The organism is Symbiobacterium terraclitae (genome assembly GCF_017874315.1).
GTDB classification, from domain to species: domain Bacteria; phylum Bacillota; class Sulfobacillia; order Symbiobacteriales; family Symbiobacteriaceae; genus Symbiobacterium; species Symbiobacterium terraclitae.
On the sequence record NZ_JAGGLG010000013.1, the window covers coordinates 19,988 to 45,332 of the forward strand.

The following is a 25,345-nucleotide window of genomic DNA, read 5'->3' on the forward strand; positions in this document are numbered from 1 at the left end:
ACCCCTCCGCTCTCGTGGGCGGACCGGACCACACGCAGGCCCCGGTGAACTCAACAGACCCCGGGCACTCGGCGCTGGCGTGTCTGGCAGAACACCACACAGGCACCGGTATCAGCATCGCAACCTCCCGGCCGGCGTGATCAGACGAGGGCCGAGCACCGCGCGTGCTCGGCCCCCGTGCTTCCTACCCGCCGGGCCGCCAGATCGCCGGCTTGCCCAGGCTGCGCGCCCCGTCCCACTGAACCGTGACCACGCCGCCCGGCGGCACCTGCCAGTCCCAGAGGCCCGTGCCGGTCAGGTGGGCGAGCAGCGTGCGGATCACCCCGCCGTGCGTCACCACGACGGCGCCATCGCGCCGGGGAAGGGCTGCGAGGGCACGGCGGCGCAGCGACGATACGCTCTCCCCGCCGGGAGGAGACGCCCGCTCCGGGTCGGCCATCCAGGCCGCGAGCTCACCCGGCCACCGCCGGGCGATCTCATGGTGGGTCAGCCCGGAGAAGCGGCCGAAGTCGAGCTCCCGCAGCCGGGGGTCGGGCACAGGCGTAAGGCCCGTGGCCTCCCCGATGCGCCCGGCCGTCTGCAGGCACCGCTGGAGGTCGCTTGTGCGGATGCACGTGACGGGACACCGGCTCAGGTACCTGGCGGCCAGCCTGGCCTGGGCCTCCCCCGCCCTGCTCAGCGGGTGCTCCCCCCAGCCGATATAGCGCCCCTCGGCGTTGGCGGCCGTCTCTCCGTGGCGGACAAGGTACAGCGTGAACCTCACGGTCTGGCCACCTCCTCTGCGACGCGGCGCAGGTGGGCCACCAGCCGCTCGTGCTCCGCACGGGTGCGCACGGCCAGCCGCATGTGGAACGCGCTGAGCCCGGCGAAGGAGCGGCAGTCCCGGATGAGGATCCCCAGCGGCCCCAGGCGCTCCTGGATCTCATGTGCCGGAAGGGGGGCGCGCACCAGCACGAAGTTGGCCGATGGCGGGTAGACGACAAAGCCCGGCAGGCTGGCGAGTTCCCCGGCCAGGTAGGCCCGCTCCTCCCGCACCCAGCGCCGGGTGCGTGCCGCGTACTCCCGATCGTGCAGTGCCTCAAGCGCCGCGGCCTGGGCCGGGCCGCTCACGCTCCACGGATCCCGGGCCGCATCCAGCGCGGCCACCATCCACGGCGGGGCCACCGCGTAGCCCACGCGCAGGCCGGGCAGGGCGTAGAACTTCGTCAGGGAGCGGACGACGACAAGATTCCGCCGCTCCGCCACCCAGGGGATCACTGACCCCGCCTCGCCGGCGTCGGTCAGGTCGACGAACGCCTCGTCCACCAGCAGGGTCGCCCTGGTCCGCTCCGCCATCCGGAGCAACCCGGCCGGCGTGAACAGGTGGCCGGTGGGGTTGTGCGGATTGCAGACGATCCACCAGTCCCCACGCCCCACACCGGGCGGCGGCTCCGTGCGGTCGTGGGCGACGGGAACCGGGCGCGCCCCGGCAGCGCGCGCCGCCCGTTCGTACTCGGCAAAGCCCGGCTGCGGGACGGCCACCCGACACCCCCGTGCGAGCCGGAGCAGCAGATAGATCACCTCAGCCGCGCCGTTGCCCACCAGGACCATCGGCTCCTGCACCCTGTGTCGCCCGGCCAGGGCCGCCCGCAGGCGGCGGGCGAAGGGCTCGGGGTAGTGTGCGATGCCAGACAGGGCCCCCTGCGCGGCAGCGACCGCCCGGGGCGGCGGCCCCAGCGGGTTGATGTTGGCGCTGAAGTCGAGGAAGCCCCCGGACGGCTCGGCCCAGCGCGCCCGGGCCGCCTCGAGGTCCCCGCCGTGCAGGGGAGGCCTCTCGACCATCAACCCACCTCCCCCGCAGCCACGCCGAAGCAGGCCAGCGCGGCCAGCTCGGCCAGCTCGCAGAGCGCCCCGTAGGTGTCCCCCGTCTGGCCGCCGAGCCGCCGGGCCAGCCACCCTCCACAGCCGAAGCAGACCCCCAGCGCCGCCACCCATGCGCCCAGCCCCCGCAGCGCGGCGGTGAGGGCCCCCGACGGCGCAGCCGCGGCGAGGCCGTGCGGCAGGGTCAGTTCCGGCGCAGCCGCGGCCAGGACGCGCTGCAGCTCCACCGCAGCTGCAGGCAGGGCCAGAGCCAGCGCCAGCCCGCTGAGCAGGGCCGCAGCCGCCTGTGGCCGCCCCACGTGCCGGACATAGGCAGAGCCCAGTCCCCAGGAACGGGCCGGCGGCCATTGCACGGCCGCGAGCGGCATCACCATCCGCCCCAGGGCAGGGGCGACCAGCAACGCCGGGGCTGCCCGGCCCGGGTCCAGCTCCAGGAGGAGGGCGACCCGCAGCAGCAGGGCGAGCGCCCCGGCCGTCACCCCCATCGCCCCGACGCGGGAGTCCTTCATGATCTCGAGCATTCGCTCCCGGTCGCGGCCGGAGAGCACGCCGTCGGCAGTATCCATGAGGCCGTCCAGGTGGAGCGCCCCCGAGGCCCAGAGGCCGGCGCCGGCCGCCGCGACCGCCGCCACGGCCGGACCGAACAGCGCCCGCCCCGCCAGGTAGGCGACGAGGCCGGCGGCGCCCACCAGCAGCCCGACCAGCGGGAACAGGCCCGCTGCCCGGCCGAGGTCCCGCATGGGGTCGTCAGTGACCACGCGGCCTGTCGGAAACCGGGTGAGAAACGCAAGTGCGATGCGCACCAGGCCACCTCCTACGCAATCTTCCACAGCGCCAGGGCTCCCAGGCCGGTCCCCAGCACCGTCGCCAGCCACATCCACCGCACCGCGCGGGGGATGTCCTCCGGCTCCAGCGGACGGCGCGGGTCGCCCATGTAGGCCCGCCGCTCGGGCACCCCGCCGTAGGAATTGAGCCCGCCCAGCCGCACCCCGAGCAGGCCGGCCATCGCCGCCTCGGGCCAGCCGCTGTTGGGGCTGGGGTGCAGCCGGGCGTCCCGCAGGGCGATGCCGAGCGCACCCGGCGAGAGCCCTGCCAGTGCGAGCAGCAGGGCGCTCAGCCGGGCCGGCGCCAGGTTCGCCAGGGCGTCCAGCCGGGCGGAGGCCCAGCCGAACTCCCGGTACCGCTCGTCCCGGTGGCCCACCATGGAGTCCAGGGTGTTGACCGCCTTGTAGGCCATGGCCAGCGGCGCACCGCCGATCAGCCCCCAGAAGAGCGGTGCGATCACCCCGTCGCAGGTGGACTCCGCCACGGTCTCCACCGCCGCCCGGGTGACCTCGACGGCGTCCAGCGCCTCGGTGTCCCGCCCCACGATCAGCCCCACCCGCCGCCTCGCCCCGGCCAGATCCCCTGCCCCCAGGGGCCGGTAGACCGCCAGGGCGTGCTCGGCCAGAGAGCGGGCGGCCAGGCACGTGCTGAACAGCCAGGCCTCCGCGGCCAGCCCGAGCCAGGGGTGTACGCCGGCGGCCAGGCGGATGAGGAGCCAGGTGCATCCCCAGGAGGCCAGCGGCAGCAGCAGGGCGAGGACCGTCCCGCCAGCCCTGAGCGGCAGCCGCGTGGAGCGCAGCCACCGCTCGCCCGGGCGGACAACCCGGCCCATCAGCACCACCGGGTGGGGCAGCCAGGCGGGGTCGCCCACGGCCGCATCCAGCGCGAGGGCGATCAGCGGCAGGAACCAGGGAACTCCCTGCACCATCCGCCCCCCCTCCGTTATGGGATCACCGCCCCGATCTGCCTCAGGTCGACGGCGATGCCGGCGATGCAGGCCCAGACCTGCTCCGCCTCCCGCGCCAGCCACTGGTTCAGCCGTCCCTGGGCGTCGCGGAAGAGTCGCCCGAGCCGGTGCTCAGGCACCACCCCCGCCCCGACCTCGTTCGTCACCGCGATCAGCACGAGCCCGCGCTCCTGTGCCAGGCGGAGCAGCTGCGTCAGCTCCCGCCTCGCCCGCTCCTCGAACCCCTCCTCCGCCTGGAGCAGGTGGTTGGAGAGGAGCATGGTGACGCAGTCCAGGAGCACGGCGTCCGCCGGCTCTGCGTCCAGGGCCGGGGCCAGCGCAGCGCCCGGCGAGAACAGCTCCTCCACTGTACGCCAGTGGGCGGGGCGGTCCGCCCGGTGCCTGGCGATCCGCTGAGCCATCTCGGCGTCGCCCGGCTGCGCGGTGGCCAGGTAGACGACCCGCCGGTGCGCCGAGGCCAGGCGCTCAGCCCACCGGCTCTTCCCGCTCCGGGCGCCGCCCATCACCAGGATCAGTCCTGCCATCCCGTAGGCACGCTCCCTTCCGATGGGGGCTCCCCGGCCGGTCACCGGCCGAACAGCTCCGGGTGGATGTGCCGGGCGAACCACCGGAGCCCCTGGATCAGGCGGGGTCCGGGACGCACCACGATGTTCTCGTCGGGCAGCCCCAGCACCCGGCCCTCCCGCACCGCGGTGATCGATTCCCAGCCCGCCCTTTGCCGGGCCTCCTGGGCAGCCCCCTCCGAGCGGGCGACGATGATGTCGGGATCCGCGGCCACCAACTCCTCCAGCGAGATGGCGGGCCAGGGCTCGCCGGCGAAGGCGGCTGCATTCGTGCCGCCGGCGATGCGGATCATGTCGTCGATGAAGGAGCCAGGCCCTGCCGTGATGATCGGGTCATACCAGACCTCGTAGAAGACGACGGGCCGGGTGGCCGCGGTGGCGGCCTTCTCCTCGATCGCCCTGACCTCGCGCTGCATCTCCGCCACCAGCCGCTCGGCCGCCTCCTGCGCGTTCACCACCCGGCCCAGCATGAGGATGCCGTCGTAGAGCTCGGCGAAGTTGGCCGGGTCCAGCACGAGCGTGGTCAGGCCGTACGCGTTCTCCAGCCTCTCCCGGGCCTCCACGGAGCCGCCGGTGAGCAGGATCAGGTCGGGCTCGAGAGCGATGATCTTCTCGTAATCAGGCGGGTAGAAGCCGCCGATGGACTCGATCTCCCCGGCCTCGGGCGGGTAGTCGTCCCAGTCGGAGCGGCCCACCAGCAGGCCGCCTTTGCCGAGGGCGAACATCAGCTCCGTGTTGGAGGGGGCGACGGAGATCACCCGCGTGGGCTCGGCCTGGATGGTGACCGCCCGCCCGGCCCCGTCCGTGACGGCGATCGGATAGGTCGTCTGCTTGTCCCCGGGCCTCCCGGGGGTGCCCGCCGCCTGCTCGCCGGATCCCTGGGATGCGGCGTTCCCGCCGGCCGTGTGCCGGCTGCCGGCGTTGGCAGCCGGGTTGGGCTCACCTGCACCGTGCTGGCTGCCCGAGGCGTCGGACACGGCACTCCCACCGGACCCTGGCTGGCTTCCCGAGGCCGCAGCCCCGTCGCGACCACCGGACCCGGACTGGCTGCCCGAAGCTGCTGCACCGTCGCTCCCGCGTGCACCGGGCTGGATATCCATGCCCGCCGCGGCACCGTTCGCCCCTCCGGTCGCCGGCGGATTGCCCGCGCACCCCGCAAGCAGGCCGACCAGCAGCAGCAGGGAGAGCACAAACGATACGAGACAACGCTTCTTCATGCGACACACCTCCAAGAGTCGACTAACTGGAATAGAACTGCGAGCTCAGCTGGGCGACGACCGCCCAGGGCCGGGTCAGGGAGAGCGCCAGCCCGGGCAGCGCACGGGGAGCCGCCGCGACCAGCAGGCAGGTCGCCGGGCCGGCCGACTTCCCACGGGGGAAGCCCTCCTCATCGGGCGCCCAGTCGACCGCCAGCCCCGCGCTCGAGGCCAGGTCGACCGTCTCGGGGCCGATCCCGCGGGAGCCCACCGGCAGGAGGTCGTGCACCAGCGGATCCGCCGCGAGCCGCCTCACCAGCGGCAGGTCGGGCAGCTCGGGATCGTCCGGCCGCACCTCCGGACCCACCTTGGGCCGCCCCACGGCGACGACCAGGTCGCCGGGACTCGCCCGGCGCAGGTGCCGGCCCGGGCTCAGGTAGCCCACGACGGTGACGCCCAGGCCAGTCTGGACCGTCGGCAGGTTCTTCTCAAATGAGCCGTTGATCTGCCCCGCCGTGAGGCCGGCCAGGGCAGCCTCGTCACAGATCCCCTGAAGAATCGCCCTGCCGGTGGGCTCGGGCTCGACGCAGGCGGTGTTCACAAGGTGCAGCGGCTCTGCGCCGGCGGCCAGCACCTCCATCAGGGGCACCCGGGCGGTGAACCGCCCGACGACATAACCCGACGCCTTGACCGCATCGCCCGGCTTGGGCCCGACGCCGCCGGCGGCGTCGCAGGCGATGACCAGCCGGCCGCCGCCGGGCAGGTCCACCAGGGACAGGTCCCGCCGCCTCATGACCCGAACCCCGCCCGCCTCAGGCCGAGGACGACTACCAGGGCGGCCGCGGCGTTGGCCCCGGTCGCCGCGGTCAGCGGCAGCCACAGCGCTGCGAACAGCCCGACGCCCAGCGGGTTGGGCAGCAGCGAGAGCAGGGCCGGCGCCAGAAGCCCGTTGGCAGCCACCAGCGCCGCGGCGGCGGGCAGCGCCCCGAAGCGCCGGGCCGTCAGACCGCCCAGTGCGCCCACCCCCGCCATGGCGGCCGCCGTGGCCGCGTGGAAGGGCAGGGTCAGGGGAAAGCCGGTGACGGCTGCCGCGGCCGCGTGCCCCAGGCCGCAGATCAGGGCGCCCGCCGCCGGGCCCATCAGGAGCGCCGCCACGAAGCCGCTCATCGCATCGAAGGCGATGGAGGTTGGACCCAGCTTGATGTAGGAACCCAGGAGACTCAGGGCCAGGAGAAACCCAAGCTTCGCCAGTGTGCTTGTCCTCGCCAGAAGCACGGTCCGACCTCCCTTGCAGGTAACAGAAAACCCCTGGACTCAGCCAGGGGAACAGGTAAAACGACAGCACGCGCGTGGGAACCCCACGCGGGCGCCTCCACCTTTCTCCCGAAGGTTGAGCAGCGCTGAAGCGACAGGCAGGTTTCCTGACTCCGGATCGACGCCGGCCCCTCCGCCTTCCCGGCCTGCCGGCCAGTGGCGCACGCTGAGGGGCGACTCCCCGTCACAGTGGCGGGACCGTGCCGGATTCGCACCGGCTTCCCTTTTACCTCCCGGCCCGCGGGCCGGGAGCACCTGCCGCTGTTGCCCTGTTCAGTTGTGTTCACGGCAGTCTGGTTCCGGGACGTCCAGCACGCCGCCTGGCACGCCCTCCCGTCGGCGCCGCCGCTGCGCCGGGAACGCCTGCCCAACGGTGACACCGCCGCGCCCGGTCCGCCTCACTCACCCCGCGCGGTTCAGCACCTCCAGCACCAGGTCCACCCGGGCGTGCCGGCGCACGTGGTCCGCCAGCCGCTCAAGGGCGGCCTCCCGCGCGCCGGCCGTCGGGGCCGCCGCTCCCGGCCCGGAGAGGCCCAGGGAGTCCTCTTCGTCGAGCCCCAGGTCGGGCAGGTACGGAATCACGCCGACCACCGGCAGGCCGGTGCGCTCCTCCAGCCAGCGGACGCCGTCCGCAAAGAGCGTCGGGTCCCCGCGGAAGCGGTTGATCACCAGCCCCTTCACCCGGGCCCGCTCGTGCGGGCGCAGCAGCGCCAGCGTGCCGACGATGGCGGCAAAGACGCCGCCCCGGTCGATGTCGGCCACGAGGATGACGTCTGCGTCCAGCAGCTCGGCGGTCGTCATGTTGGCCAGGTCCCGGTCCCGCAGGTTCACCTCCACCGGCGACCCGGCCCCCTCCGCCACGATCACCTCGAACTCGGCGGAGAGGCTCGCGATGGCCTCCTGCACCGCCTGCAGGGCGGCCGCATGCGGCTCGCCCGTGTACTGCCGCCAGCCCATCTCGCCGAGCGACCGGCCCATCAGGACCACCTCAGAGCTGACCTCGGTCCGGGGCAGCAACAGCACGGGGTTCATCTCGACCCTGGGGGCCACCCCCGCGGCCTGCGCCTGCACGGCCTGGACCACGCTGATGCGCCGCCCGTCCGCGAGCACGGCCGCGCTGCCCGACATGTTCTGGGCCTTGAAGGGCGCCACCCGGAGGCCCTCCTGGCGCAGGATGCGGCAGAAGGCGGCGGCGAGCGTGGACTTGCCCACGCTGGAGGCGGTGCCCTGGAACATCAACGCACGGGCCATGTGGAATTCCTCTCTTTACGGAAGTTGACTGATACGGACTTCGACCGGGGCTGCAGCGGAAGTGGCACCTTGGCGCGGCTCGCTACTGTCGCCGTTGCTGCTCGGCGTGGTTGCGGGCTCAGCCACTCCCCATCCCCGCCGCGCCCAGCGGGTCCGGCGCCTCCCGCGCCAGCAGCATCACCTGCGGGGCGCCGGTGGTGGGGTGGCGGACCACCTTCACCCGGCTGCCGTAGACGGCCAGGATGTTGGCCTCGGTCAGCACGTCGCCCGGCGGGCCGTCCGCCCAGCAGCGCCCTTCTTTCAGCATCACCACCCGGTCGGCGTAGAGTGCCGCCAGGTTCAGGTCGTGCAGGATCACCAGCACCGTCAGCCCCTGCGTCCGGTTGAGCCGCCGCACCAAGTCCAGCACCTCCACCTGGTGGGCGATGTCCAGGTGGGCGGTGGGCTCGTCGAGGACCAGCAGGCGCGGCTCCTGGGCCAGGGCGCGCGCCACCATGACCCGCTGCCGCTCGCCGCCGGAGAGCGCCGTGATCAGCCGCCCGGCCAGCGGCGCCGTGCCGGTCAGCCGCATGGCCTCCGCGACGGCCGCCCGGTCCCGCGGGGTCTCGCCCCGCAGGGGGCGCAGGTGCGGCGTCCGCCCCAGGGCCACGACCTCCTCCACCGTGAACTCGAATCCCACCGCCGTCTCCTGGGCCACCACGGCCAGCTGCCGGGCCACGTCCCGGGGCCGCATCCGCCACAGGTCCCGGCCGCCCAGGAGGATCCGCCCCACCGTGGGCGTGAGGGCGCGGGTCAGCGTCCGCACCAGGGTGGACTTGCCGCTGCCATTGGGGCCCACCACCACCAGCAGCTCGCCGCGCCCGACCGCAAGGTCCAGCCCCTTCAGGACCGGCGCACCGCCGTAGCCCACGGTGAGGGACTCGATCTGCAGCATCTTCGCCCACCCCCTTCACGGCCGCGGCAGCAGCTGCCGCCGCAGGATTACCAGGAAGACCGGACCGCCCACGAGGGACATCACCAGCCCGACGGGCAGCTCGCTGAACCAGGGCAGCGACCGCGCCACGGTGTCGGCCGCGACCAGCACCAGCGCCCCCGTCACGGCCGAGGCCGGCAGGAGCCAGCGGTGGTCCGGCCCCGCCAGAAGCCGCACCAGGTGCGGCACGATCAGCCCGACGAAGCTGATGATCCCACAGAAGGCGACCGCGGCCGCGGTGAGCAGCGACCCGGCGCCCAGGATCCGCCGCTTCAGCCGCTCCACGTCGACCCCCATCGAGAGCGCCGCCTCCTCGCCCAGCAGGAAGGCGTTCAGCTCCCGGCCGTGCCAGAGCAGGATGCCCAGGCCGGCGGCCAGATACGGCAGGAGCCAGGCCACCTTCCACCAGTTGGCCCCGGAGAGGCCGCCCATCAGCCAGAAGACGATGGCGTCGCGCGCCTGGGAGTCGGTGAGGTACATGATCAGCGATACGAGGGAGCCCGCGATGGTGCTCACCACCATGCCCGCCAGCAGCAGGCTGACGGTGGAGGTCTGCCGGCCCGCCGTCGCCAGGCGGAAGACCAGCAGCACGGCCGCGACGCCGCCGCAGAAGGCGAAGAGCGGCACCGGCCCCAGCCGCCACGCGCCAGGCAGCAGGGCGACGCCCTCGAGGAAGGCGATGGCCACCGCGGCGCCCAGGGATGAACCGGCCGACGCCCCGATGACCGACGGGTCGGCCAGCGGGTTGCGGAAGAGGCCCTGGTACGCCGCTCCTGCCACGCTGAGCCCCATGCCCACCAGGGCCCCCATGGCCACCCGGGGGAAGCGGACGTCCCACAGGATCGCCTCCCAGGTGCGGGGCCAGGTGGCCGGGAAGTCAGCCCCCAGCCGGTTCAGCAGGATCTTCACCACATCCGCCGGCGGGATGCGCACCGATCCCAGCGCGCCCGCCACGATCAGTGCGGCCAGCAGGGCCACGAGCGCCGCGGCCGTCGCCCTGCGGCCGCGGGCCGCCCGGCCGGTCATCGCCCGAACAGCCCGGGGTGCAGGGTCTCGGCGAACCAGCGCAGCCCCTCCGCCAGCCGCGGGCCCGGCCGGACCACGATGTCCTCGTTGGGCACGCCGTACACCCGGCCCTCCCGCACCGCTCTGAGCGACTCCCAGCCAGGCCGGGTCAGGATGTCCTGCGCCATGGCCTCCGAGCCCGCCACGATGACGGCGGGGTCCGCCGCGAGCAGCTGCTCCAGCGAGTAGGCGGGCCACGCGCTGTCCGCGTCGCCGGCCACGTTGATGCCGCCCGCGATGCGGATCATGTCGTCAATGAACGAGCCGGGCCCGGCGGTGGAGAGCGGATCCGGCCACACCTGATAGAAGACCGACGGCGAGTAGCTGATCGGCAGGATCTTCGTGTAGATCGCGTCGACCTCTCCCTGGATCTCAGCGACGATGGCCTCGGCCGCCTCCCGGGCGTTCACCGCCTGGCCGAGCGCCACCATCTGGGTGTAGAGCTGCTCAAACGTTGCCGGGGCGTAGACGAAGACCGTCAGGCCATACTCCTGCTCCAGCCGCTCCCGCACATCCACCGAGCCCTCGATCATGACGACCAGGTCGGGCTCGGTCGACAGGATGCGCTCATAGTCGGGCGGGAAGAGGCTGCCCACGGACGGCACCTCCAGGGCCGCCTCGGGAAAGTTGCACCAGTCGGTGCGGCCGACCAGCCGGTCGCCCCGGCCCAGGGCGAACAGGACCTCAGTGGCCGAGGGGCCCAGCGAGAGGATCCGCTGCGGCTCCGCCTCGATGGTGATCTCGCGCCCGTCGCCGTCGATCAGGGTGATGGGGTAGACGGTCTGCTTGCCCTCGCCGGCGGCAGATTCACCCGGGGCCTGCTGGCCGGGGTTCCCCTGGTCGCCGGGCTGCTGCGTGGACGGTGCGCGGGTCTGCTGCCCGGCGTCGCCGGGCCGGCCGTTCGGCCGGTTGCTGCCGCACCCGGCCAGAAGAGTGATCATCAGCAGGGCCGCCGTCAGGGCGGGCCCGATCTTGCGCTGCTGCATATGAACCTTACCTCCACGAAACGTCTAGTGCCTCGATCCGGAACGTCGTCGGAAAAGAAAGACCCCTGGGCTCAGCCAGGGGGTATCCCGCGAACGATCGGTGGCATGACCACGCGACACGTCTCCCCCTTTCCTCCGAAGGTTGAGCGACGTAGCAGCGATAGGCAGGTTTCCTGACTTCGGATCGGCGCCGTCCCCTCCGCCTTCCCGGCCTGCCGGCCAGTGGCATGGTTGAGGGGCGACTCCCCGTCACAGTGGCGGGACCGTGCCGGATTCGCACCGGCTTCCCTTTTACCTCCCGGCCCGTGAGCCGGGAGCACCTACCGCCGTTCCCATATTCAGTTGCTTCTAGTGTAAACCACGGCCGTACATGTGGCAATAGGAGAGACCGTGATTCTGCGATCCCCGGCGGGCCGCTAGATCCGGTTGCCGTACCGGGCCCGCAGCGCCTCGTTGTGGGCGTCCGCACCGTCCACGTTGGCGCTGATGTAGACCGGCGGGACCTGGCCGGCCGCAAGCAGGCGGCGCACCACCTCGGCCGTGAGCCCCTGGGCGATCAGGGCGCCGGTAATGGACGAGACGGCGCAGACCCTGAGGGGATGGCCCTCCACCTCCAGCAGGGCGTCGCCCAATGGGGCGCAGTTGTCGATGACGACGTCCGCGAACTCGTGCAGGCGCCGGCCGCTGGGATGGCGGGAGGAGACCCGGCTGGTGTGCGCCATCGACGTGATCACAACCAGCTTGTGGCCCCGGCGCTTCACCTCCGCCGCCATCTCCACCGTCGAGCCGTTCCGGCCCGAGTTGGAGGCGATGACGAAGGCGTCCTCCGGCCGGATGTCGTACTGCGCCAGGATCTGGTGCGCGATCTGCGGCTCTCGCTCGAGGTATGGGTTCTTGCGCTCCTCCACCGGGTAGATCCCGTTGAGGAAGAGGACGTCCTCGGTGATGGCGTTGGCGGGGACCAGGCCGCCGGCCCGTCCCGCCATCTCCATGGCAAACGCCCGGGAGTGGCCGGTGCCGAAGACCTGGATGACGCCGCCGCTCATCACCGCCTCGGCCAGCAACTCGCCGCCCTTGCGGATCTGCGGGAGCTGCGTCGCCTTGAGCCGGTGAATCGCCTCGTCCGCGGCCTGGAAGAATGCTTCAGCCGAGATGCTCATGTCAACCGCCCCATCCTGCGTTCGTTGCTTCGACGGACTCGCCTCCCCTGGCTGGCCTGCTGCGGCGAACCAGGGCTCCGGCCGTGATGGCGAGTGTGGTCTATACCACATGAGGAGTATCGTTTCGGGATGACTGGCGAAACTCCTCCTCCCGCCGCCGTGGTTTACCGCAATGGATGTTATGTGACCTGGGGCGGACGGGGCGCATAGGATGGAATGCACCGGTACCACCCAAAGGAGGTCGCGACGGTTTGAAGGAGCACGGGTACGTGATTCAGACTCCCGTGGTGGTCAACGCCAACACGGCGCAAGTCCTGGTCGTTTCGGAGATTCCCCTGTCACCGCCCGCCTTCAAGATCGACGAGATTGACAAGCTGATCGAGATCGACGACTGCGCCGCCGTCTGCGACAAGGTGATCATCAACGGCCGCCTCATCAAGAACATCACCTACAAGACCGCCAAGGAATGGGACCACAAGGGCGGCCTGAACCGCGTCTGCGGCGACGTGCGCCACTGCACCGTTGAGATCCCCTTCCACCTCTTCATCGACATCCCCGGCAGCCGCGACGGTGACGAGTGCGTGATCGAGGACGCCATCGTGGCCGGCGAGTTCGACAAGCTCATCGACCGCCACCGCGACGGCACGTTCGGCAAGCTCCTGGAGAAGGCCGTGATCAAGGTCCGGGCCAAGGTCGTCCGGCGCAAGTGGCTCAAGATCGACGCCGAAGACGTGACCCCGAAGCGGCTCACCTGCCCGGACGAGTCGCAGGTCGTCAGCGTTCCGGGGCTCGACATCCCCGAGGAAGACAAGCACGACAAGCCATTCGCGCCGGGCGAGGCGTGGTGAGGCCAAAGGGCGAGGGGGTCTCCCCCCTCGCCCTTATCCGTTACTTGATCGTCAGCTCCGAGATGCCGAGCTGTGCCATCACGAGGCTATCGCCCAGCGGCCGGCCCTCGTACGGATGGAGTGAGACGGCGATGCGGACGCGCTGAACCCCCTCCAGCGGGATCTCGAACGGCACCGCATCCGACTTCGTCGTCAGGTCGGGGCTGGTGTAGATCGTCCGGTTCAGCTCGTTCAGCACGACGAGGCGGCCCACCCGGCGCTCGCCCTCCTCGCCCAGGTAGTGCTGGGGGACGAAGAGCGTGCCGGTCATGCGGGTCACGCCCGGGGGCAGGTCGTAGTCTGCCCACACCTGGGCCACCGTGCCACGCTTGTCCGCGACGTCGCTGGCCGGGGCGACGGCGGAGACCAGGACGGCCTCCGGCATCTCCGCGCCCTGCAGGCTGAGGGCGTTCCTGCTGAAGTACCGCACGCTGAAGCTGCCCTCGCCCTGCGGGGTCAGGTTCGCCCAGATCGCGGGCACCTCGCCGGGGACCGCGCCCACGTAGATGGTCCCGGTGGCGTCGTCATACTCCACCGGCCGCCCCAGCGACTCCGCCATGAAGCGCAGCGGTACGTAGGTCCGGCCGTTGTAGACGAAGCCCTGCTGATCGGCCGGCGGCTGCCGCTCGACCCCGTCGAACACGAAGCGCAGCGGCCGGAAGTAAGCGGTGATCTGCTGCTCGAACCCCGCCGCGCCCGCCACCACGCCGCCGAAGAGGACGGCGGCAGTGACGAAACCCGCAGCAAATCCAAGCAAACCCCTCTGTCTCACGATGAGACCCTCCTCCATACCTGAATAATCTCTGTATAAAGAGATTCGTACGGAGGAGGGTGTTTCCTGTCCGTTCGAAGCCGCGTCAGCCCCGGTTGCGCATCCGGACCTCGCCGAGGCTCACGTGCGCGCCGCTGCCGGCCTGGGCGGACACCCGCACCTCGGGCGCCCCCCGGTACGCGCGGGACTCCCCTCGCGGGCTGTCGGCGGCCGCCGGACGCCTGCCCTCTGGCTCGTGGAACACGCCCGTTGCGTCGCGGAAGCGCCCCGGGGGGTCACTGAACCGACCCGTGCTCTCGCGCAACCGGCCCGACGCATCGCCGGACCGCCCCGCCGCCTCCCGGATCCAGCCCGACGCATCGCTGGAGCGCCGCGTCGCCTCCCGAACGCTGCCCGGGGTGTCACCCGGCCGGCCAGGCACATCGGAGGCCCGGGCGGCGGCCTTCGCCAGGCTGCGTTCGAGGCGGCTCACCCGCTCCTCGAGCGCCGTCACCCGGTCCCGGAGGCCCTCCCAGGGCTCACGGCTCCGCTCCCGCGGCTCGGCGTACCGGTCAGAGTACAGCCGGAGCCGCGTGGACGTGCCAGGCGGTTCACGCCGCTCCGGCCGGAGGATGATCGTGTCGCCATGCGTGACGTACATCTATCCCCGCCCCCTCGCCGGTACCAGCGTATTCGCCCCGGCGGGCGGCCGTGCGGGGGATCAGCCGACCACGGGGGCCAGGCGCGCCTTCACGCGCCGGATGACCTCGTCGGTGAACTCCGTGGTGCGGGCGGTCCCGCCCAGGTCGGCGGTGCGCACGCCGGCCGCCACCGCGTCCAGGCAGGCCTCCTGGATGGCCTCGCCCGCCTGCCGGTACTGCGGGTCGTCCATCTGCCTGAGCAGCGCCCCGGCGGCCAGCTGCATCGCCAGCGGGTTGGCGACGTTCTTGCCCTGCAGGCTCGGGGCCGTGCCGTGCGGCGCCTCGGCCATCACCACCCGCGGCCGGAAGTCGTCGTCGAAGGCGATGAGCAGCGACTCGGCGCCCGCGATAGAGCCGTACAGGGCCAGCACCAGGTCGGAGAGGATGTCGCCGTCCCGGTTGAGGCAGGGGATCACCAGCGGCCGGCTCGCCCGGGCGAACAGCAGGGCGTAGGCGGCGTCGATCAGCTGCGGGTCGTAGGGCACGTCGGGATACCGCCGGGCGGCCGCGTCCATGGCCTCCTTCAGCATTCCCTCGTAGGTGGGCGACACGGTCCACTTGGGGCCGCCGAAGACCACCCCGCCCGTCTGGCGGGCCAGCCGGAAGGAGATCTCGGCCGTGGCCCGGCAGTTGCGGGCGGAGATGTAGGTGGTGCGGTAGGCGCGCGCCTCGTCGCCCTCGCCCTCGCGCCACTCCTTGGCCTCGTAGGCGTCCTCCGTGGCCATGCGCACGACGGTGATGGGCGCCGTGATCTGGCCGATGGTCTCAACCCCGGGCAGTGCGCGCCCGGTGCGCAGGATCACCGTGCCGTCGATCTCCCGGCGCAGGATGGCGTTGGGCGAGCCCACGTCGCCGCGCCCCTCCGGGGTGATGGTCGCAGCCTTCAGGCCGAAGCCGGCCTCCCGCATGGCGGCCGCCGCCTCGTAGACGACCCGGTTCTGCGTGGCCCGCCGGTTTTCCAGGCTCAGGTCGTAGCGCACCAGGTTCAGGGGCAGTCCGATCACCTCGGGGGACAGCACCCGAATCGCCTCTTCCAGCAGCTCCTGCCCGGTCTGATCACCTTCGAGTACAACGATCGTAGGCGTGTGTGCCATGAGGTCATCCCCCCAGCCCGCAGATTCGCATCCATTCCTCACCACATACTAGCAGGGTAATTCTATTCTGTTAAGCCCGTTTCGTTCTATCTGACAGAACGATGTTCTATTCGTGTGATGCTCTGCAGGAATGTGACTGAAGATGTTACAAAATACGGAGTTATGCGGCCCCGGCGGCGTGTCGTACCGCCGGCAGAAAGGCCGGCCTCACCCAGAGGCCGGCCGCAGAACTTCACCCACTACCCCCGCTTCAGGGCCGCCGCGATCTGCGCGCCCACCCGGGCGTTGTGCTTGATCAGCGCCAGGTTGGCGGCCAGGGAACGGCCCTCGGTCACCTGCTTCATCTTCGCGAGCAGGTACGGCGTGACCGCCTTGCCGGTGACGCCCTCGGCGGCCATGGCCTCCAGCGCCTCGGCGATGTGGCGCTCCACCTCGGCCGCGTCCAGGGCGTCGGCCTCGGGAACCGGGTTCACCACCAGCACGCCGCCCGGCAGCTGCGTGAGCTTCCGGGCCCGGATCACGGCCGCGGCCTCCTCGGGCCCGTCCACCCGTGCGTCGACTCCGTAGCCGGTGTCCCTGGTGTAGAAGCCCGGGAAGCGGTCGGTCCGGTAGCCCAGGACCGTCACGCCCAGCGTCTCCAGCACCTCCAGGGTCGCGCCGATGTCCAGCACCGACTTCGCCCCGGCGCAGACCACGGTGACCGAGGTGCGGCCCAGCACCGTCAGGTCGGCGGAGACGTCCCACACCTGCCCCGGCTGGCCTGGCGCGCCCCGGTGGACCCCGCCGATCCCGCCGGTCACGAACACGTCGATCCCCGCGGCCGCCGCGATGGTCGCCGTCGCGGCGACGGTGGTCGCCCCCAGCGCCTTTCGGGCCAGGACCACCGGCATGTCGCGCAGCGACACCTTCACCGCCTGCGGCGACGTGGCCAGGAGCTCCAGCTCCTCGTCGCTGAGGCCCACCTTGCAGCGCCCGCCGATGAGCGCCACGGTGGCAGGCACGGCACCCTCCTGCCGGACGATCTCCTCCACCTCACGGGCCATGTCCAGGTTCTCGGGGAAGGGCATGCCGTGGCTGATGATGGTCGACTCCAGCGCCACCACCGGCCGGCCCTGCTCGAGCGCATCCCTGACCTCGGGCGCGTAGGACAATAGGTACTTCATCCGTATACTACCTCCTCACCGATTCCAGACCCCACCGGACGGCCTCGGGGGCCACGTTGGGCGTCACGGTCACCTCGCCCGCCCGCAAGGGCAGCACCCAGTGGATCAGCCCGTCCCGCACCTTCTTGTCCCGGCGCAGGAAGGGCTCCAGCTCCTGCGGCTCCAGGCCGGACGGGAGCCGGGTCGGCAGCCCGAGGCGCTCCAGGACCCGCTCCAGCCGGACCTGCAGATCGGTGTCCTGCAGGATGCCGCTGTGCCGTGCGATGGCCGCGGCCGCCACCATGCCCACCGCCACGCACTCCCCGTGCAGCCAGCTGCCGTAGCCCCTGGCGGCCTCCATGGCGTGCCCGACGGTGTGGCCGAAGTTGAGGATGGCCCGCAGCCCCTTCTCCCGGGGATCCGCGGCCACGACCTCGGCCTTGATGCGGCAGCTCTCCGCCACGACGTGCTCCAGCACGGCGGGGTCCCCGGCGAGCACGTTGCCCACCTGCACCTCCACGTACTTCAGGAACTCCTCGCTGCGGATGACGCCGTACTTCACCACCTCCGCCATGCCCGCAGCCAGCTCGCGCCGGGGCAGCGACTTCAGCACCGAAACGTCGGCCACCACCAGCGAGGGCTGGTGGAACGCCCCCACCAGGTTCTTCCCCTGGGGCAGGTCCACGCCGGTCTTGCCGCCGATGGACGAGTCCACCTGGGCGAGCAGGGTCGTGGGCACCTGGACGAAGGGGATCCCCCGCAGCCAGGTCGCGGCGACGAAGCCGGCGAGATCGCCCACCACGCCGCCCCCCAGCGCCACGATCACGCTGCTCCGCTCCAGCTCCGCCTTCACGCAGCTGCTGTAGAGGCTGTACGCCTGCGAGAGCGACTTGGCGGACTCGCCGGCGCCCACGACGGCCCGCGTGGTCTGAATCCCCGCCGCCACCAGGCTCTCCCGCGCCGCGTCGCCATACAGCGGCGCCACGTGCGAGTCCGTCACCAGGAGCGCCCGGTTCGCCTGGGGCAGCCGCCGGCGGACGAGTCCGCCCAGCTCCTTCAGCAGTCCGGCACCGATGTGGATGGGGTAGCGCTGCTCCCCGAGTTCAACCCAGACCTCTCCCACTAGGGCTGTCTCCTTTCGTGTAGGATGTCCGCGATTTCTGCCACGATGTCTGCGAGTGAGCGGGCCTCCGTCGCGATGCGCACGTGCGCGGCGGCGGCGTAGGCCGGGGCGCGGGACTCCGCCAGCGCCCGCAGCCGGCCCAGCGGGTCGGGGCCCGCCAGCAGCGGCCGCCGGCCGACACCCTGCGCCCGCACCCGCCGGTAGAGCACCTCGGGCGGGGCGTCCAGCCAGATGACGAGGCCGTTCCGCCGCAGGGCGTCCCGGTTCTCCGGACGGAGCACGGCGCCGCCTCCGGTGGCGATCACCTGCCCGTCACCCGCCGCCACGCGCGCGATGACCTCCGCCTCCCGCCGGCGGAAGCCCTCCTCCCCCTCGGCCGCGAAGAGCGCGGGGATGGGGCAGCCCGCCTCGGCTTCCACCAGCGCATCCGTATCAATGAAGGGCCGGTCCAGCCTCTCGGCCAGAAGCCGGCCCACGGCAGACTTGCCAGAGCCCATCAGTCCGATCAGCACGACGTTCACGGCCCTACCTCCGCCCGTCACCGCTGGGCCACCCGATCCAGGTAGCCCCGGTAGTTCCGCAGCGCCTCCGCCAGCGAGTCGCCGCCGAACTTCTCCTGCACGAACCGGGCCAGTTCGAAGGCGGTCACGCACTCGGCGATCACCGCCGCGGCCGGCACGGCGCAGGTGTCGGACCGCTCGATGCCCGCCACCGCCTCGGCGTGGGTGTCAACCTCCACCGAGCGCAGCGGCTTGTAGAGCGTGGCGATGGGCTTGAAGGCCACCCGCACCACCAGGTCCATGCCGTTGGTCATGCCGCCCTCAAGGCCCCCCGCCCGGTTGGAGTGGCGGAAGTAGCCCCGCTCGGGGCTCCAGCCGATCTCGTCGTGCACCTGCGAGCCCCTGCGCCTGGCGCCGGCGAAGCCGTCGCCGATCTCGACGCCCTTGGCGGCCTGGATGGAGAGCAGCGCCGCGCCCAGGGCGCCGTCCAGCCGCCGGTCGTAGTGGACGTGGCTCCCCAGCCCCGGCGGCAGCCCGGTGGCCACCACCTCGACCACGCCGCCCAGGGAGTCGCCGTCCCGCTTGGCGGCGTCGATCTCGGCCACCATGCGGGCCGAGGCCTCCGGGTCGGCGCAGCGCACCGGGCTCGCCTCCGCCCGGGCGACGAGCTCCTCCAGCGGCAGCTCCCCAGGGTCGGCGGCCTCCACCGGCCCGATGGCCCGCACGTGGCCGGCCACCCGGATGCCGAACGGCGCCAGGAACTGTTTGGCCAGCGACCCCGCTGCCACCCGTGCGGCGGTCTCCCGGGCCGAGGCCCGCTCCAGCACGTTGCGCAGGTCGGCGTGGTCGTACTTGAGCGCCCCCGCCAGGTCGGCGTGGCCCGGCCGGGGGCGCGTGCGCAGCTTCTGCGCCGCCCGCACGTCCGAGTACGCCTCCACCGGCGTGGGCGACATCACCTCGGTCCAGTTCGCCCAGTCCCGGTTCGCCACCATCAGCGCCACCGGGCTGCCCAAGGTCGCGCCGTGGCGGATGCCCGAGAGCACCTCCACCCGGTCCTGCTCGATCTTCATCCGGCCGCCCCGGCCGTAGCCGGACTGGCGCCGGGCCAGGTCCCGGTCGATGGCGGCCAGGTCCACCGGCACGCCCGCCGGCAGCCCCTCCACGATGGTGACCAGGACGCGCCCGTGCGACTCGCCGGCTGTCATGTAACGCAACATCGTAGGCACACCCCCGCCACCGCGCTCACGTCGTCCCCTGCTTTCCGGTAAGGTACGCCGTCGCCGTCGCACCGATTCGAACCAGGATGCCGCTTAGCCCGCGTACCACGTCCAGATCTGATTGCCCCACAGCAGGGTGATCAGCCCGCCCAGGGCCATGAAGGGCCCGAACGGGATGTGCCCCCTGCGGCCCACCTTCCGGAGCGCCAGCAGCACCCCGGCCGTGAGCCCCCCCGACACGAACGCGAAGAACAGCGCCATGGCCACCCAGTTGAGCCCGAGGAAGAGGCCCATCACCAGGGCCAGCTTCACGTCGCCCATGCCCATGCCGCCGGGGACGAGCACGGCCAGCAGGTAGAAGAAGGCGAAGGCCGCCGCGCCGCCCCCCAGGGCGGAGAGCCACGACTTGTCGCCGTAGGGGGCCAGGAGCATCACCAGGAGCCAGGCCCCCAGGCCGGACAGGACCAGTTCGTTGGGGATGATCCGGTCCTGCAGGTCGACGAAGGCGGCCAGCAGCAGGAGGGCGACAAAGGGCAGCTGGTGCCAGAAGGAGGCGGTGAGCGGGTAGGCCCGGGCCAGCAGCGCGGCCGTCAGTCCGGTTCCTGCGGCGAGCGCCCACTGCGCCCACGCCGGCGGCGGCTGCGGAAGCCACCGCGGGGAGACCCGTGCGCCCAGGTACCCCAGGGCCCCGCCGAGGACTGCGCCCACGGCCGGGGCCAGGAAGGCCGGCCCGCTCATGGCGCCTCCTCCAGTGCGGCCAGGGCGGCCGACCGCATGACCTCCACCGGACCCCGCCGCCCGAACCAGTACTCCCAGGAGCAGGCGCCCTGGTGGACCAGCATGGCGAGCCCGTTGATGGTAACCAGGCCCCGCTGGCGCGCCATCCGCAGCAGGCGGGTCTCCAGCGGGCGGTAGATCGTGTCGTAGACCACGCAGTGGGAGGGCAGGAGCGAGACGTCCTCGAGCGGCGTCTCCTCGGTGTTCGGCGCCATCCCGACGGGCGTGCAGTTGACCACCAGCCCGGCCTCGGAGAGGGCCGCCCGGGCCTCGTCAGACCCCGGCTCCGCCACCGCTGCCGGGACCGGCTGGTTTGCGCGCGCCAGGTCGGCGAGCAGGAACTCGGCGCGGGCGCGGGAGCGGTTGATGATGGTCAGCCCGGCCACGCCGGCCATCGCCAGGTGCAGGGCGATCGCCCGGGCGGCCCCGCCGGCGCCCAGCAGGACGACCTTGCGCCCGGCGACCCGTACCCCACGCTCCTCGAGGCTGATGATGAAGCCCCACCCGTCCGTGTTGTACCCGATCAGCCGGCCGCCCCGGTTGACGATGGTGTTGACCGCGCCGACCTGGCGGGCGGTGGGTGCGACCTCGTCCAGGTAGGCCATGACGCTCTCTTTGTGGGGAATGGTCACGTTGACGCCGCACAGCCCCAGCGCCCGGATACCAGCCACGGCCTGCGGCAGCTGCTCGGGCGGCACGTCGAACGCGCCGTAGAGGGCATGCATCCCCTGCGCCGCGAAGGCGGCGTTATGCATGGCGGGCGAGGCGGAGTGGGCCACCGGATGGCCAAGAACGCCAAGGAGCCTGCCCGGTCCCAGGTTCGTCGACCGACCGTGCGTCATCCCGATCCCCTCTCTCCAGACCGACTGGCGACGGCCAGCCGGTCACTCCTTCTACTTCTCCGTCAGCAGGCCCCGCCGCTGCAGGTAGCTCAGCACCCGCCGCTCGATGATACGCACCAGCCGGGTGCCGATGAACTCCCGCCGGTCGATGGGTACGACGAGGATGGTATACGCGCCGGCCCGGTTGCCCCCGAGCACGTCGGTGAAGATCTGGTCACCGACCACCACGGTCTCGTCCGGCGTCACCCCGAGGCGCTGCATCGCCTCGGCAAACCCCTTCACCCGCGGCTTGCCGGCGCGGCCGATGAACGGAACCCCCGCCCGGCTGGCGAACTCGCGCACACGGGCGCCGCGGTTGTTGGAGACGATGCACGGCTGCAGGCCGTGCGCCCGGGCCTCCGCGAGCCAGCTGAGCAGGGCGGGGGTCGGCGTGGGATCGTTCCACCGGACGAGGGTGTTGTCCAGATCGAGCATGATCGCCCGCTTACCCATCCGGCGCAGCTTGTCCAGGTCGATCTCGAAGATGGACTTGTGGTACTCGGCGGGTCGCAAGCCGCGCACGGGCTACACCTCCAGGCTCAAGGGAACATTTTACCACATTGGGACCCCTCCGGGCTAGGGGTGCGCCCGGGGGTATCCCCAGGGCCACACCGACTCCACCGGGCCCACCGCCCACACGCCGTCCTCCTGGGTCCAGCTCTGGCGCACGACGCCGCTGACCGCCCGGCCGTCGCTGAACTCCAGCCGCTCCAGCACCAGCGCGACCCCGGCGTTCCGCTCCCAGTTGAGCAGCATGGCGTCGTAACCCACCAGCCCCGACCGGCGGGCGGCATCGAGCCACGCCGACCACTCGGCCCGGCTTCCGGCAGCCGTATGGCGGAGGAAAGCGGCGGCATCGCCCCGGGCTCCGGCCTCCGCCCGCCGGGCAATGGCGTCGGGCAGGCCCTCGGGAATCCAGGCCGCCGCGCCCGGAGCGTTGAGCACCGACGTCGCGCGCAGCTGCTGCTGCAGGAACGCCTCGTAGTCGGCGGCCAGCGCCTCGGGCGTCTGTCCGAGCCGCCCGGCCAGCGAGTCCAGGCTCCAGCGCTCGCCCGGAGCCGGCCCCTGCAGCTCGGCCGCGGGCAGGCGGTCCATCAGGAAGCGGACCAGTTCGGCAGCCGCCGCCGCATAGGCCCACTGCCCGGCCGTCCCCAGGGACTGGACCGGAGTGGTGAAGAGTGCGGTAAGGTCGGGCAGCGGCGAACCGGCCAGCTTGCGGGCATCGGGGAGGTACGGCTGGTCCCCCGCGGCGCTGAGTTCGTACAGCCCCATGGCGATCGGGTCGACGGCAGGCGCTGCAGACGCCGTGCCGGAGAGGTACTTGACGAACTCATAGCCCAGCGTTCGCTCGGTCTCCCAGCGCATGAACCCGCGGAGGTACTCGGGCGAGAGCCGCAGCGGATCGCCGGGGTTGAACCAGGCCAGCGCGTCCGGCGGAGCCGCGGCGCCGACGGCCGCGCGGAACGCCTCGTGGCTCTCGTAGAGCCGGATCTCGGGGCGCCCGGCGGGGGCCGCATCCGGGAACAGGTCAAACACCCGGGCATAGGCGTGATCTGCGGACGTGGCCAGGTAGGAGATCATCTGCCGCAGGCGGACCACCTCCACCGAGGGGTCCAGCGGGTCGAAGGCCGCCGTCACGTCCACGTGGTACCCGCGCAGGGTGTAGAGCTCCCGGTCGTCGACGTACCAGGATCCCAGGCGGCGCACGAGGTTGACCGGGCGGCGGATCTGCATCGGAGACCGGCCCGGGAACGTGACCGTCACGGTGAGCTCCGCCTCCGCCCGGGACCCCTGCAGGCGGATCTCCCCCATCACCACGTCCACCGATTCCACGCGCTCCCCGGCCAGCGCTTCGGCCAGAAGGCGGGCGTCTGCCCGGAGCGCGGCGGCGCCGGGCGCCACGGTGTGCACGTACCCGTCCACATCGCCGGAGGCGAGCGCCGCGGCCTGGCGGGCTGCCAGGGCGTGGATTCCGGCCGCCCGGTCCCACGGCAGGCCCTGGTGGTACCAGAGCAGTCCGAGGAGCGGAAGGGCCGCCAGCGCCCAGCGCCACCGGGGCGAGAGCCGCCCCGTGGTGCGCTCCGCGGTGCGGGCGATGGGGAGGTTGAAACCCTCGAGACCCTGGGAGAGCAGCGTGAATCCGGTCACGGCGATGAGGAACGCCACGGCGGGCGGGAACGGAATCCACGGCCGGGAGAGGAGGTGCGCCCGGCCGTCGCTCAGCAGCGAGCCCCACTCGGGGAGGCCGGTGGTCTGAAACCACCGGTCGGGGTTGCGGCCGTCCCCCACCACCATGATCCCGCCGCCGAAGAGGATGCCGAAGATGCCCATCTGCGCCATGAGCAGCAGCGCCCGTGCCATCTCGGCGGACAGCAGGTGGAGCAGGGTCGGCCACAGGTGCGGCAGAAGGTGGGTGCGGAAGATGTGCCAGCGGCCCCCGCCGACGGCCACGGCCCCCTCGACGAACGGTTCAGCCAACAGCTGGTCCAGTCTCCCCTTGAGGAGCACAGCGACCCGGGGCCACTCCACCAGGGTGAGCACGCAGACGGTGATCGCCACATTCGGCCACAGCCCCACGGTGCGCATTGCCGGCGTCGACAGCAGGAGGAGGTAGGTGACCAGGGGCGGGATCGCGGTGGTCATCACGTACAGCTTGTCCACCAGCCAGCCCGCGCGCCGGGGTCCGTACACCGAGACGAAGGCCGCCGCCACGGCCAACACCATCCGGCCTGCCGTCACCAGGGCGGCGAAGAAGAGCGACCAGCGGGTGCCGTAGACCACGCGGCTCCAGATGTCCCGGCCCCACTCATCGGTCCCCAGCGGGTGGCCGGGACCCGGCGGGAAGGGTGGCTGGCCGTCCAGGATGCTGCTCCGGGCATCCCAGTAGTGGGGCGAGACGGCGGTGATCTGGTCGGCGAAGACGGCGACCAGCAGGAGCAGGCCGACCAGCAGCCCGCCCGCGATCAGCGACAGGCGGGCGCCTTTCAGGGCACGCGTCACGGCAGATCACGCCCCCTCAACCGCGGGTCGGCCACCCGCCGCAGGATCGAGACCACGGCGTAGAGCAGGGCGAAGATCAGCCCGAGGGAGGCGCCGGCCGCCACCAGTACCGGCACGTCGGGCGGCGGCAGGGACCTGCGCAGGTCGAACAGCAGGCTGAGTGGGCTGGCGGCGTCCTGGAGCAGGTTGGTCACGCCCGGGTAGTGGAAGAGCCGCTCCACGATGAGGGCGTTGGAGAAGACGACGGTGAGCACGCCGGGCATGGCGTCCAGTATCGGCACGAGCGCTCCGGCCAGCGCGTGCTTATAGACCACCACCCGCTCGGGCAGCCCCTTGGCGCGGGCCGTGCGGATGTAGTCCTGCTCGTAGACGTTCGTCATCGCCTGGGTGGTGATGCGGGCCACCATGGCCAGCGGGAGCAGCGCAAGGCAGGTGACCGGCAGCACCATGCTGGCGACGGGCTGCAGGTCGTCCCAGGCCACGGGGAGCAGGCGGACGCCGGTGCGCTGGAAAAGCTGGGCCACCCCGGTCTGCAGCAGCATCACGAGGAAGAAGTCGGGAACCCCCTGCAGCAGACCGGTGAGCAGCGGCCCGACGGCCGAAGCCCGCCTGCGCAGCGACTGGAAGTCCCGGAGCCCCTTGACCATCCCGAGCGGGAGCGCCAGCGCAAGGGAGATCGCGATCAGTCTCAGGGTGTTGGCCAGGCGCGGCAAGAGCAGCCCGGCCACGTCGTGACCCCGGCGGTTGGCGCCCAGCGTGCCGGAAGCCAGGGTCTGCAGGTACTCGCGCAGCGTCTGGCCCCACTGCTCCAGGTCAACCCGGACGGTGAACCCGATGAGGCTGTCGGGAGCCTGCGTCACCTGGAAGGGCGGGACGGTGGCAATCAGGACGATGAAGAGGACCAGGAGGGCCACGCCGAGGATCTCCCACCCGGCCGCTGCGATCAGCTTGCGGAGACGAATGTTGCGCCACCCCCGTGCCGTTCGCGTGTTTGCGTTACATCGTAACATAACGTTCTAGGTATGCAAGTATTCTCTTGCTAAGAGACGGCTCCGGCTGCGCCGACGGTTGCAGAGAATCACCCGGGCGCCGCCCCTTCCTGCCGCCCCGCT

General features: G+C 72.1%; 26 protein-coding genes and 2 riboswitches. Of the genes, 1 reads left to right on the forward strand and 25 read right to left on the reverse strand.

Annotated features, from left to right (window positions below; translation table 11 throughout):
• Nucleotides 1-184: 184 nt before the first annotated feature.
• The 13 genes from J2Z79_RS09090 to J2Z79_RS09150 form a co-directional block, all read right to left on the reverse strand.
• A complete protein-coding gene (locus tag J2Z79_RS09090) occupies nucleotides 185-763 on the reverse strand; it encodes a histidine phosphatase family protein (protein WP_209466557.1) in 579 nt (192 codons plus the stop codon).
• The gene (gene cobD / locus J2Z79_RS09095) at nucleotides 760-1,821 is read right to left on the reverse strand and encodes a threonine-phosphate decarboxylase CobD (protein WP_209466558.1); all 1,062 of its coding nucleotides are present in this window, start codon (nucleotides 1,819-1,821) and stop codon (nucleotides 760-762) included. Before cobD ends, J2Z79_RS09090 begins: the two co-directional genes overlap by 4 nt.
• Nucleotides 1,821-2,663: an adenosylcobinamide-GDP ribazoletransferase gene (locus J2Z79_RS09100; RefSeq protein ID WP_209466559.1), complete on the reverse strand. Its 843-nt coding sequence runs from the start codon at nucleotides 2,661-2,663 to the stop codon at nucleotides 1,821-1,823. Before J2Z79_RS09100 ends, cobD begins: the two co-directional genes overlap by 1 nt.
• Nucleotides 2,664-2,674: 11 nt before the next feature.
• Nucleotides 2,675-3,613, reverse strand: coding sequence for an adenosylcobinamide-phosphate synthase CbiB (cbiB, locus tag J2Z79_RS09105; protein ID WP_209466560.1), 939 nt, complete (start codon nucleotides 3,611-3,613; stop codon nucleotides 2,675-2,677).
• Nucleotides 3,614-3,627: 14 nt separating this feature from the next.
• A complete protein-coding gene (gene cobU / locus J2Z79_RS09110; RefSeq protein ID WP_209466561.1) occupies nucleotides 3,628-4,176 on the reverse strand; it encodes a bifunctional adenosylcobinamide kinase/adenosylcobinamide-phosphate guanylyltransferase in 549 nt (182 codons plus the stop codon).
• A 41-nt stretch (nucleotides 4,177-4,217) separates the two neighbouring features.
• Nucleotides 4,218-5,432, reverse strand: coding sequence for an ABC transporter substrate-binding protein (locus J2Z79_RS09115; protein ID WP_245302507.1), 1,215 nt, complete (start codon nucleotides 5,430-5,432; stop codon nucleotides 4,218-4,220).
• Nucleotides 5,433-5,454: 22 nt separating this feature from the next.
• The gene (locus J2Z79_RS09120) at nucleotides 5,455-6,204 is read right to left on the reverse strand and encodes a hypothetical protein (RefSeq protein WP_209466562.1); all 750 of its coding nucleotides are present in this window, start codon (nucleotides 6,202-6,204) and stop codon (nucleotides 5,455-5,457) included.
• Nucleotides 6,201-6,686, reverse strand: a complete 486-nt coding sequence (locus J2Z79_RS09125; RefSeq protein ID WP_209466563.1) for an ECF transporter S component — start codon at nucleotides 6,684-6,686, stop codon at nucleotides 6,201-6,203. The genes J2Z79_RS09120 and J2Z79_RS09125 overlap by 4 nt, the downstream gene beginning before the upstream one ends.
• A gap of 119 nt (nucleotides 6,687-6,805) precedes the next feature.
• Nucleotides 6,806-6,999: riboswitch (cobalamin riboswitch) on the reverse strand.
• Nucleotides 7,000-7,127: 128 nt separating this feature from the next.
• Nucleotides 7,128-7,976: a cobyric acid synthase gene (locus J2Z79_RS09130; RefSeq protein ID WP_209466564.1), complete on the reverse strand. Its 849-nt coding sequence runs from the start codon at nucleotides 7,974-7,976 to the stop codon at nucleotides 7,128-7,130.
• A 118-nt stretch (nucleotides 7,977-8,094) separates the two neighbouring features.
• The gene (locus J2Z79_RS09135; protein WP_209466565.1) at nucleotides 8,095-8,910 is read right to left on the reverse strand and encodes a heme ABC transporter ATP-binding protein; all 816 of its coding nucleotides are present in this window, start codon (nucleotides 8,908-8,910) and stop codon (nucleotides 8,095-8,097) included.
• Between the two features lie 15 nt (nucleotides 8,911-8,925).
• Entirely contained in the window at nucleotides 8,926-9,975 is a 1,050-nt protein-coding gene (locus J2Z79_RS09140) for a FecCD family ABC transporter permease (RefSeq protein WP_209466566.1), read from the reverse strand.
• Nucleotides 9,972-11,000: an ABC transporter substrate-binding protein gene (locus J2Z79_RS09145; RefSeq protein ID WP_209466567.1), complete on the reverse strand. Its 1,029-nt coding sequence runs from the start codon at nucleotides 10,998-11,000 to the stop codon at nucleotides 9,972-9,974. The genes J2Z79_RS09140 and J2Z79_RS09145 overlap by 4 nt, the downstream gene beginning before the upstream one ends.
• Nucleotides 11,001-11,146: 146 nt before the next feature.
• Nucleotides 11,147-11,339, reverse strand: a riboswitch (cobalamin riboswitch).
• Nucleotides 11,340-11,416: 77 nt separating this feature from the next.
• On the reverse strand, nucleotides 11,417-12,160 hold the full coding sequence (locus J2Z79_RS09150; protein ID WP_209466568.1) for a sugar isomerase domain-containing protein: 744 nt from the start codon (nucleotides 12,158-12,160) through the stop codon (nucleotides 11,417-11,419).
• Nucleotides 12,161-12,411: 251 nt separating this feature from the next.
• Between J2Z79_RS09150 and J2Z79_RS09155 the strand changes: the two genes are divergently transcribed.
• Complete coding sequence (locus tag J2Z79_RS09155) at nucleotides 12,412-13,008, forward strand: DUF3794 domain-containing protein (RefSeq protein WP_209466569.1); 597 nt, start codon at nucleotides 12,412-12,414, stop codon at nucleotides 13,006-13,008.
• 40 nt (nucleotides 13,009-13,048) lie between these two features.
• Here J2Z79_RS09155 and J2Z79_RS09160 read toward each other — a convergent pair whose 3' ends face one another.
• The 12 genes from J2Z79_RS09160 to J2Z79_RS09215 all read right to left on the reverse strand — a co-directional run bounded on the left by J2Z79_RS09160 (nucleotide 13,049) and on the right by J2Z79_RS09215 (nucleotide 25,147).
• Complete coding sequence (locus J2Z79_RS09160) at nucleotides 13,049-13,819, reverse strand: stalk domain-containing protein (protein WP_209466570.1); 771 nt, start codon at nucleotides 13,817-13,819, stop codon at nucleotides 13,049-13,051.
• Nucleotides 13,820-13,904: 85 nt separating this feature from the next.
• Nucleotides 13,905-14,459, reverse strand: coding sequence for a hypothetical protein (locus J2Z79_RS09165; protein WP_209466571.1), 555 nt, complete (start codon nucleotides 14,457-14,459; stop codon nucleotides 13,905-13,907).
• Nucleotides 14,460-14,519: 60 nt separating this feature from the next.
• Nucleotides 14,520-15,593 (reverse strand): isocitrate/isopropylmalate family dehydrogenase, encoded by a 1,074-nt coding sequence (locus tag J2Z79_RS09170; protein WP_209466572.1) that lies wholly within the window; start codon nucleotides 15,591-15,593, stop codon nucleotides 14,520-14,522.
• 239 nt (nucleotides 15,594-15,832) lie between these two features.
• Nucleotides 15,833-16,756, reverse strand: a complete 924-nt coding sequence (locus J2Z79_RS09175) for a pseudouridine-5'-phosphate glycosidase (protein ID WP_209466573.1) — start codon at nucleotides 16,754-16,756, stop codon at nucleotides 15,833-15,835.
• Between the two features lie 7 nt (nucleotides 16,757-16,763).
• Nucleotides 16,764-17,858 carry a 3-dehydroquinate synthase gene (gene aroB / locus J2Z79_RS09180; protein WP_209466574.1) on the reverse strand — a complete coding sequence of 365 codons (1,095 nt, stop codon included), beginning with the start codon at nucleotides 17,856-17,858 and terminating at the stop codon, nucleotides 16,764-16,766.
• A complete protein-coding gene (locus tag J2Z79_RS09185) occupies nucleotides 17,858-18,379 on the reverse strand; it encodes a shikimate kinase (RefSeq protein ID WP_209466575.1) in 522 nt (173 codons plus the stop codon). Before J2Z79_RS09185 ends, aroB begins: the two co-directional genes overlap by 1 nt.
• A gap of 17 nt (nucleotides 18,380-18,396) precedes the next feature.
• Complete coding sequence (gene aroC, locus J2Z79_RS09190; RefSeq protein ID WP_280953664.1) at nucleotides 18,397-19,575, reverse strand: chorismate synthase; 1,179 nt, start codon at nucleotides 19,573-19,575, stop codon at nucleotides 18,397-18,399.
• Between the two features lie 93 nt (nucleotides 19,576-19,668).
• On the reverse strand, nucleotides 19,669-20,313 hold the full coding sequence (locus J2Z79_RS09195; RefSeq protein WP_209466576.1) for a prepilin peptidase: 645 nt from the start codon (nucleotides 20,311-20,313) through the stop codon (nucleotides 19,669-19,671).
• Nucleotides 20,310-21,194 carry a shikimate dehydrogenase gene (locus J2Z79_RS09200; protein ID WP_209466577.1) on the reverse strand — a complete coding sequence of 295 codons (885 nt, stop codon included), beginning with the start codon at nucleotides 21,192-21,194 and terminating at the stop codon, nucleotides 20,310-20,312. The genes J2Z79_RS09195 and J2Z79_RS09200 overlap by 4 nt, the downstream gene beginning before the upstream one ends.
• Nucleotides 21,195-21,245: 51 nt before the next feature.
• Nucleotides 21,246-21,755, reverse strand: a complete 510-nt coding sequence (locus tag J2Z79_RS09205) for a YqeG family HAD IIIA-type phosphatase (RefSeq protein WP_209466578.1) — start codon at nucleotides 21,753-21,755, stop codon at nucleotides 21,246-21,248.
• A 54-nt stretch (nucleotides 21,756-21,809) separates the two neighbouring features.
• Complete coding sequence (locus J2Z79_RS09210) at nucleotides 21,810-24,233, reverse strand: ABC transporter permease subunit (RefSeq protein WP_209466579.1); 2,424 nt, start codon at nucleotides 24,231-24,233, stop codon at nucleotides 21,810-21,812.
• Entirely contained in the window at nucleotides 24,230-25,147 is a 918-nt protein-coding gene (locus J2Z79_RS09215; protein ID WP_209466580.1) for an ABC transporter permease subunit, read from the reverse strand. Before J2Z79_RS09215 ends, J2Z79_RS09210 begins: the two co-directional genes overlap by 4 nt.
• Nucleotides 25,148-25,345 lie beyond the last annotated feature (198 nt).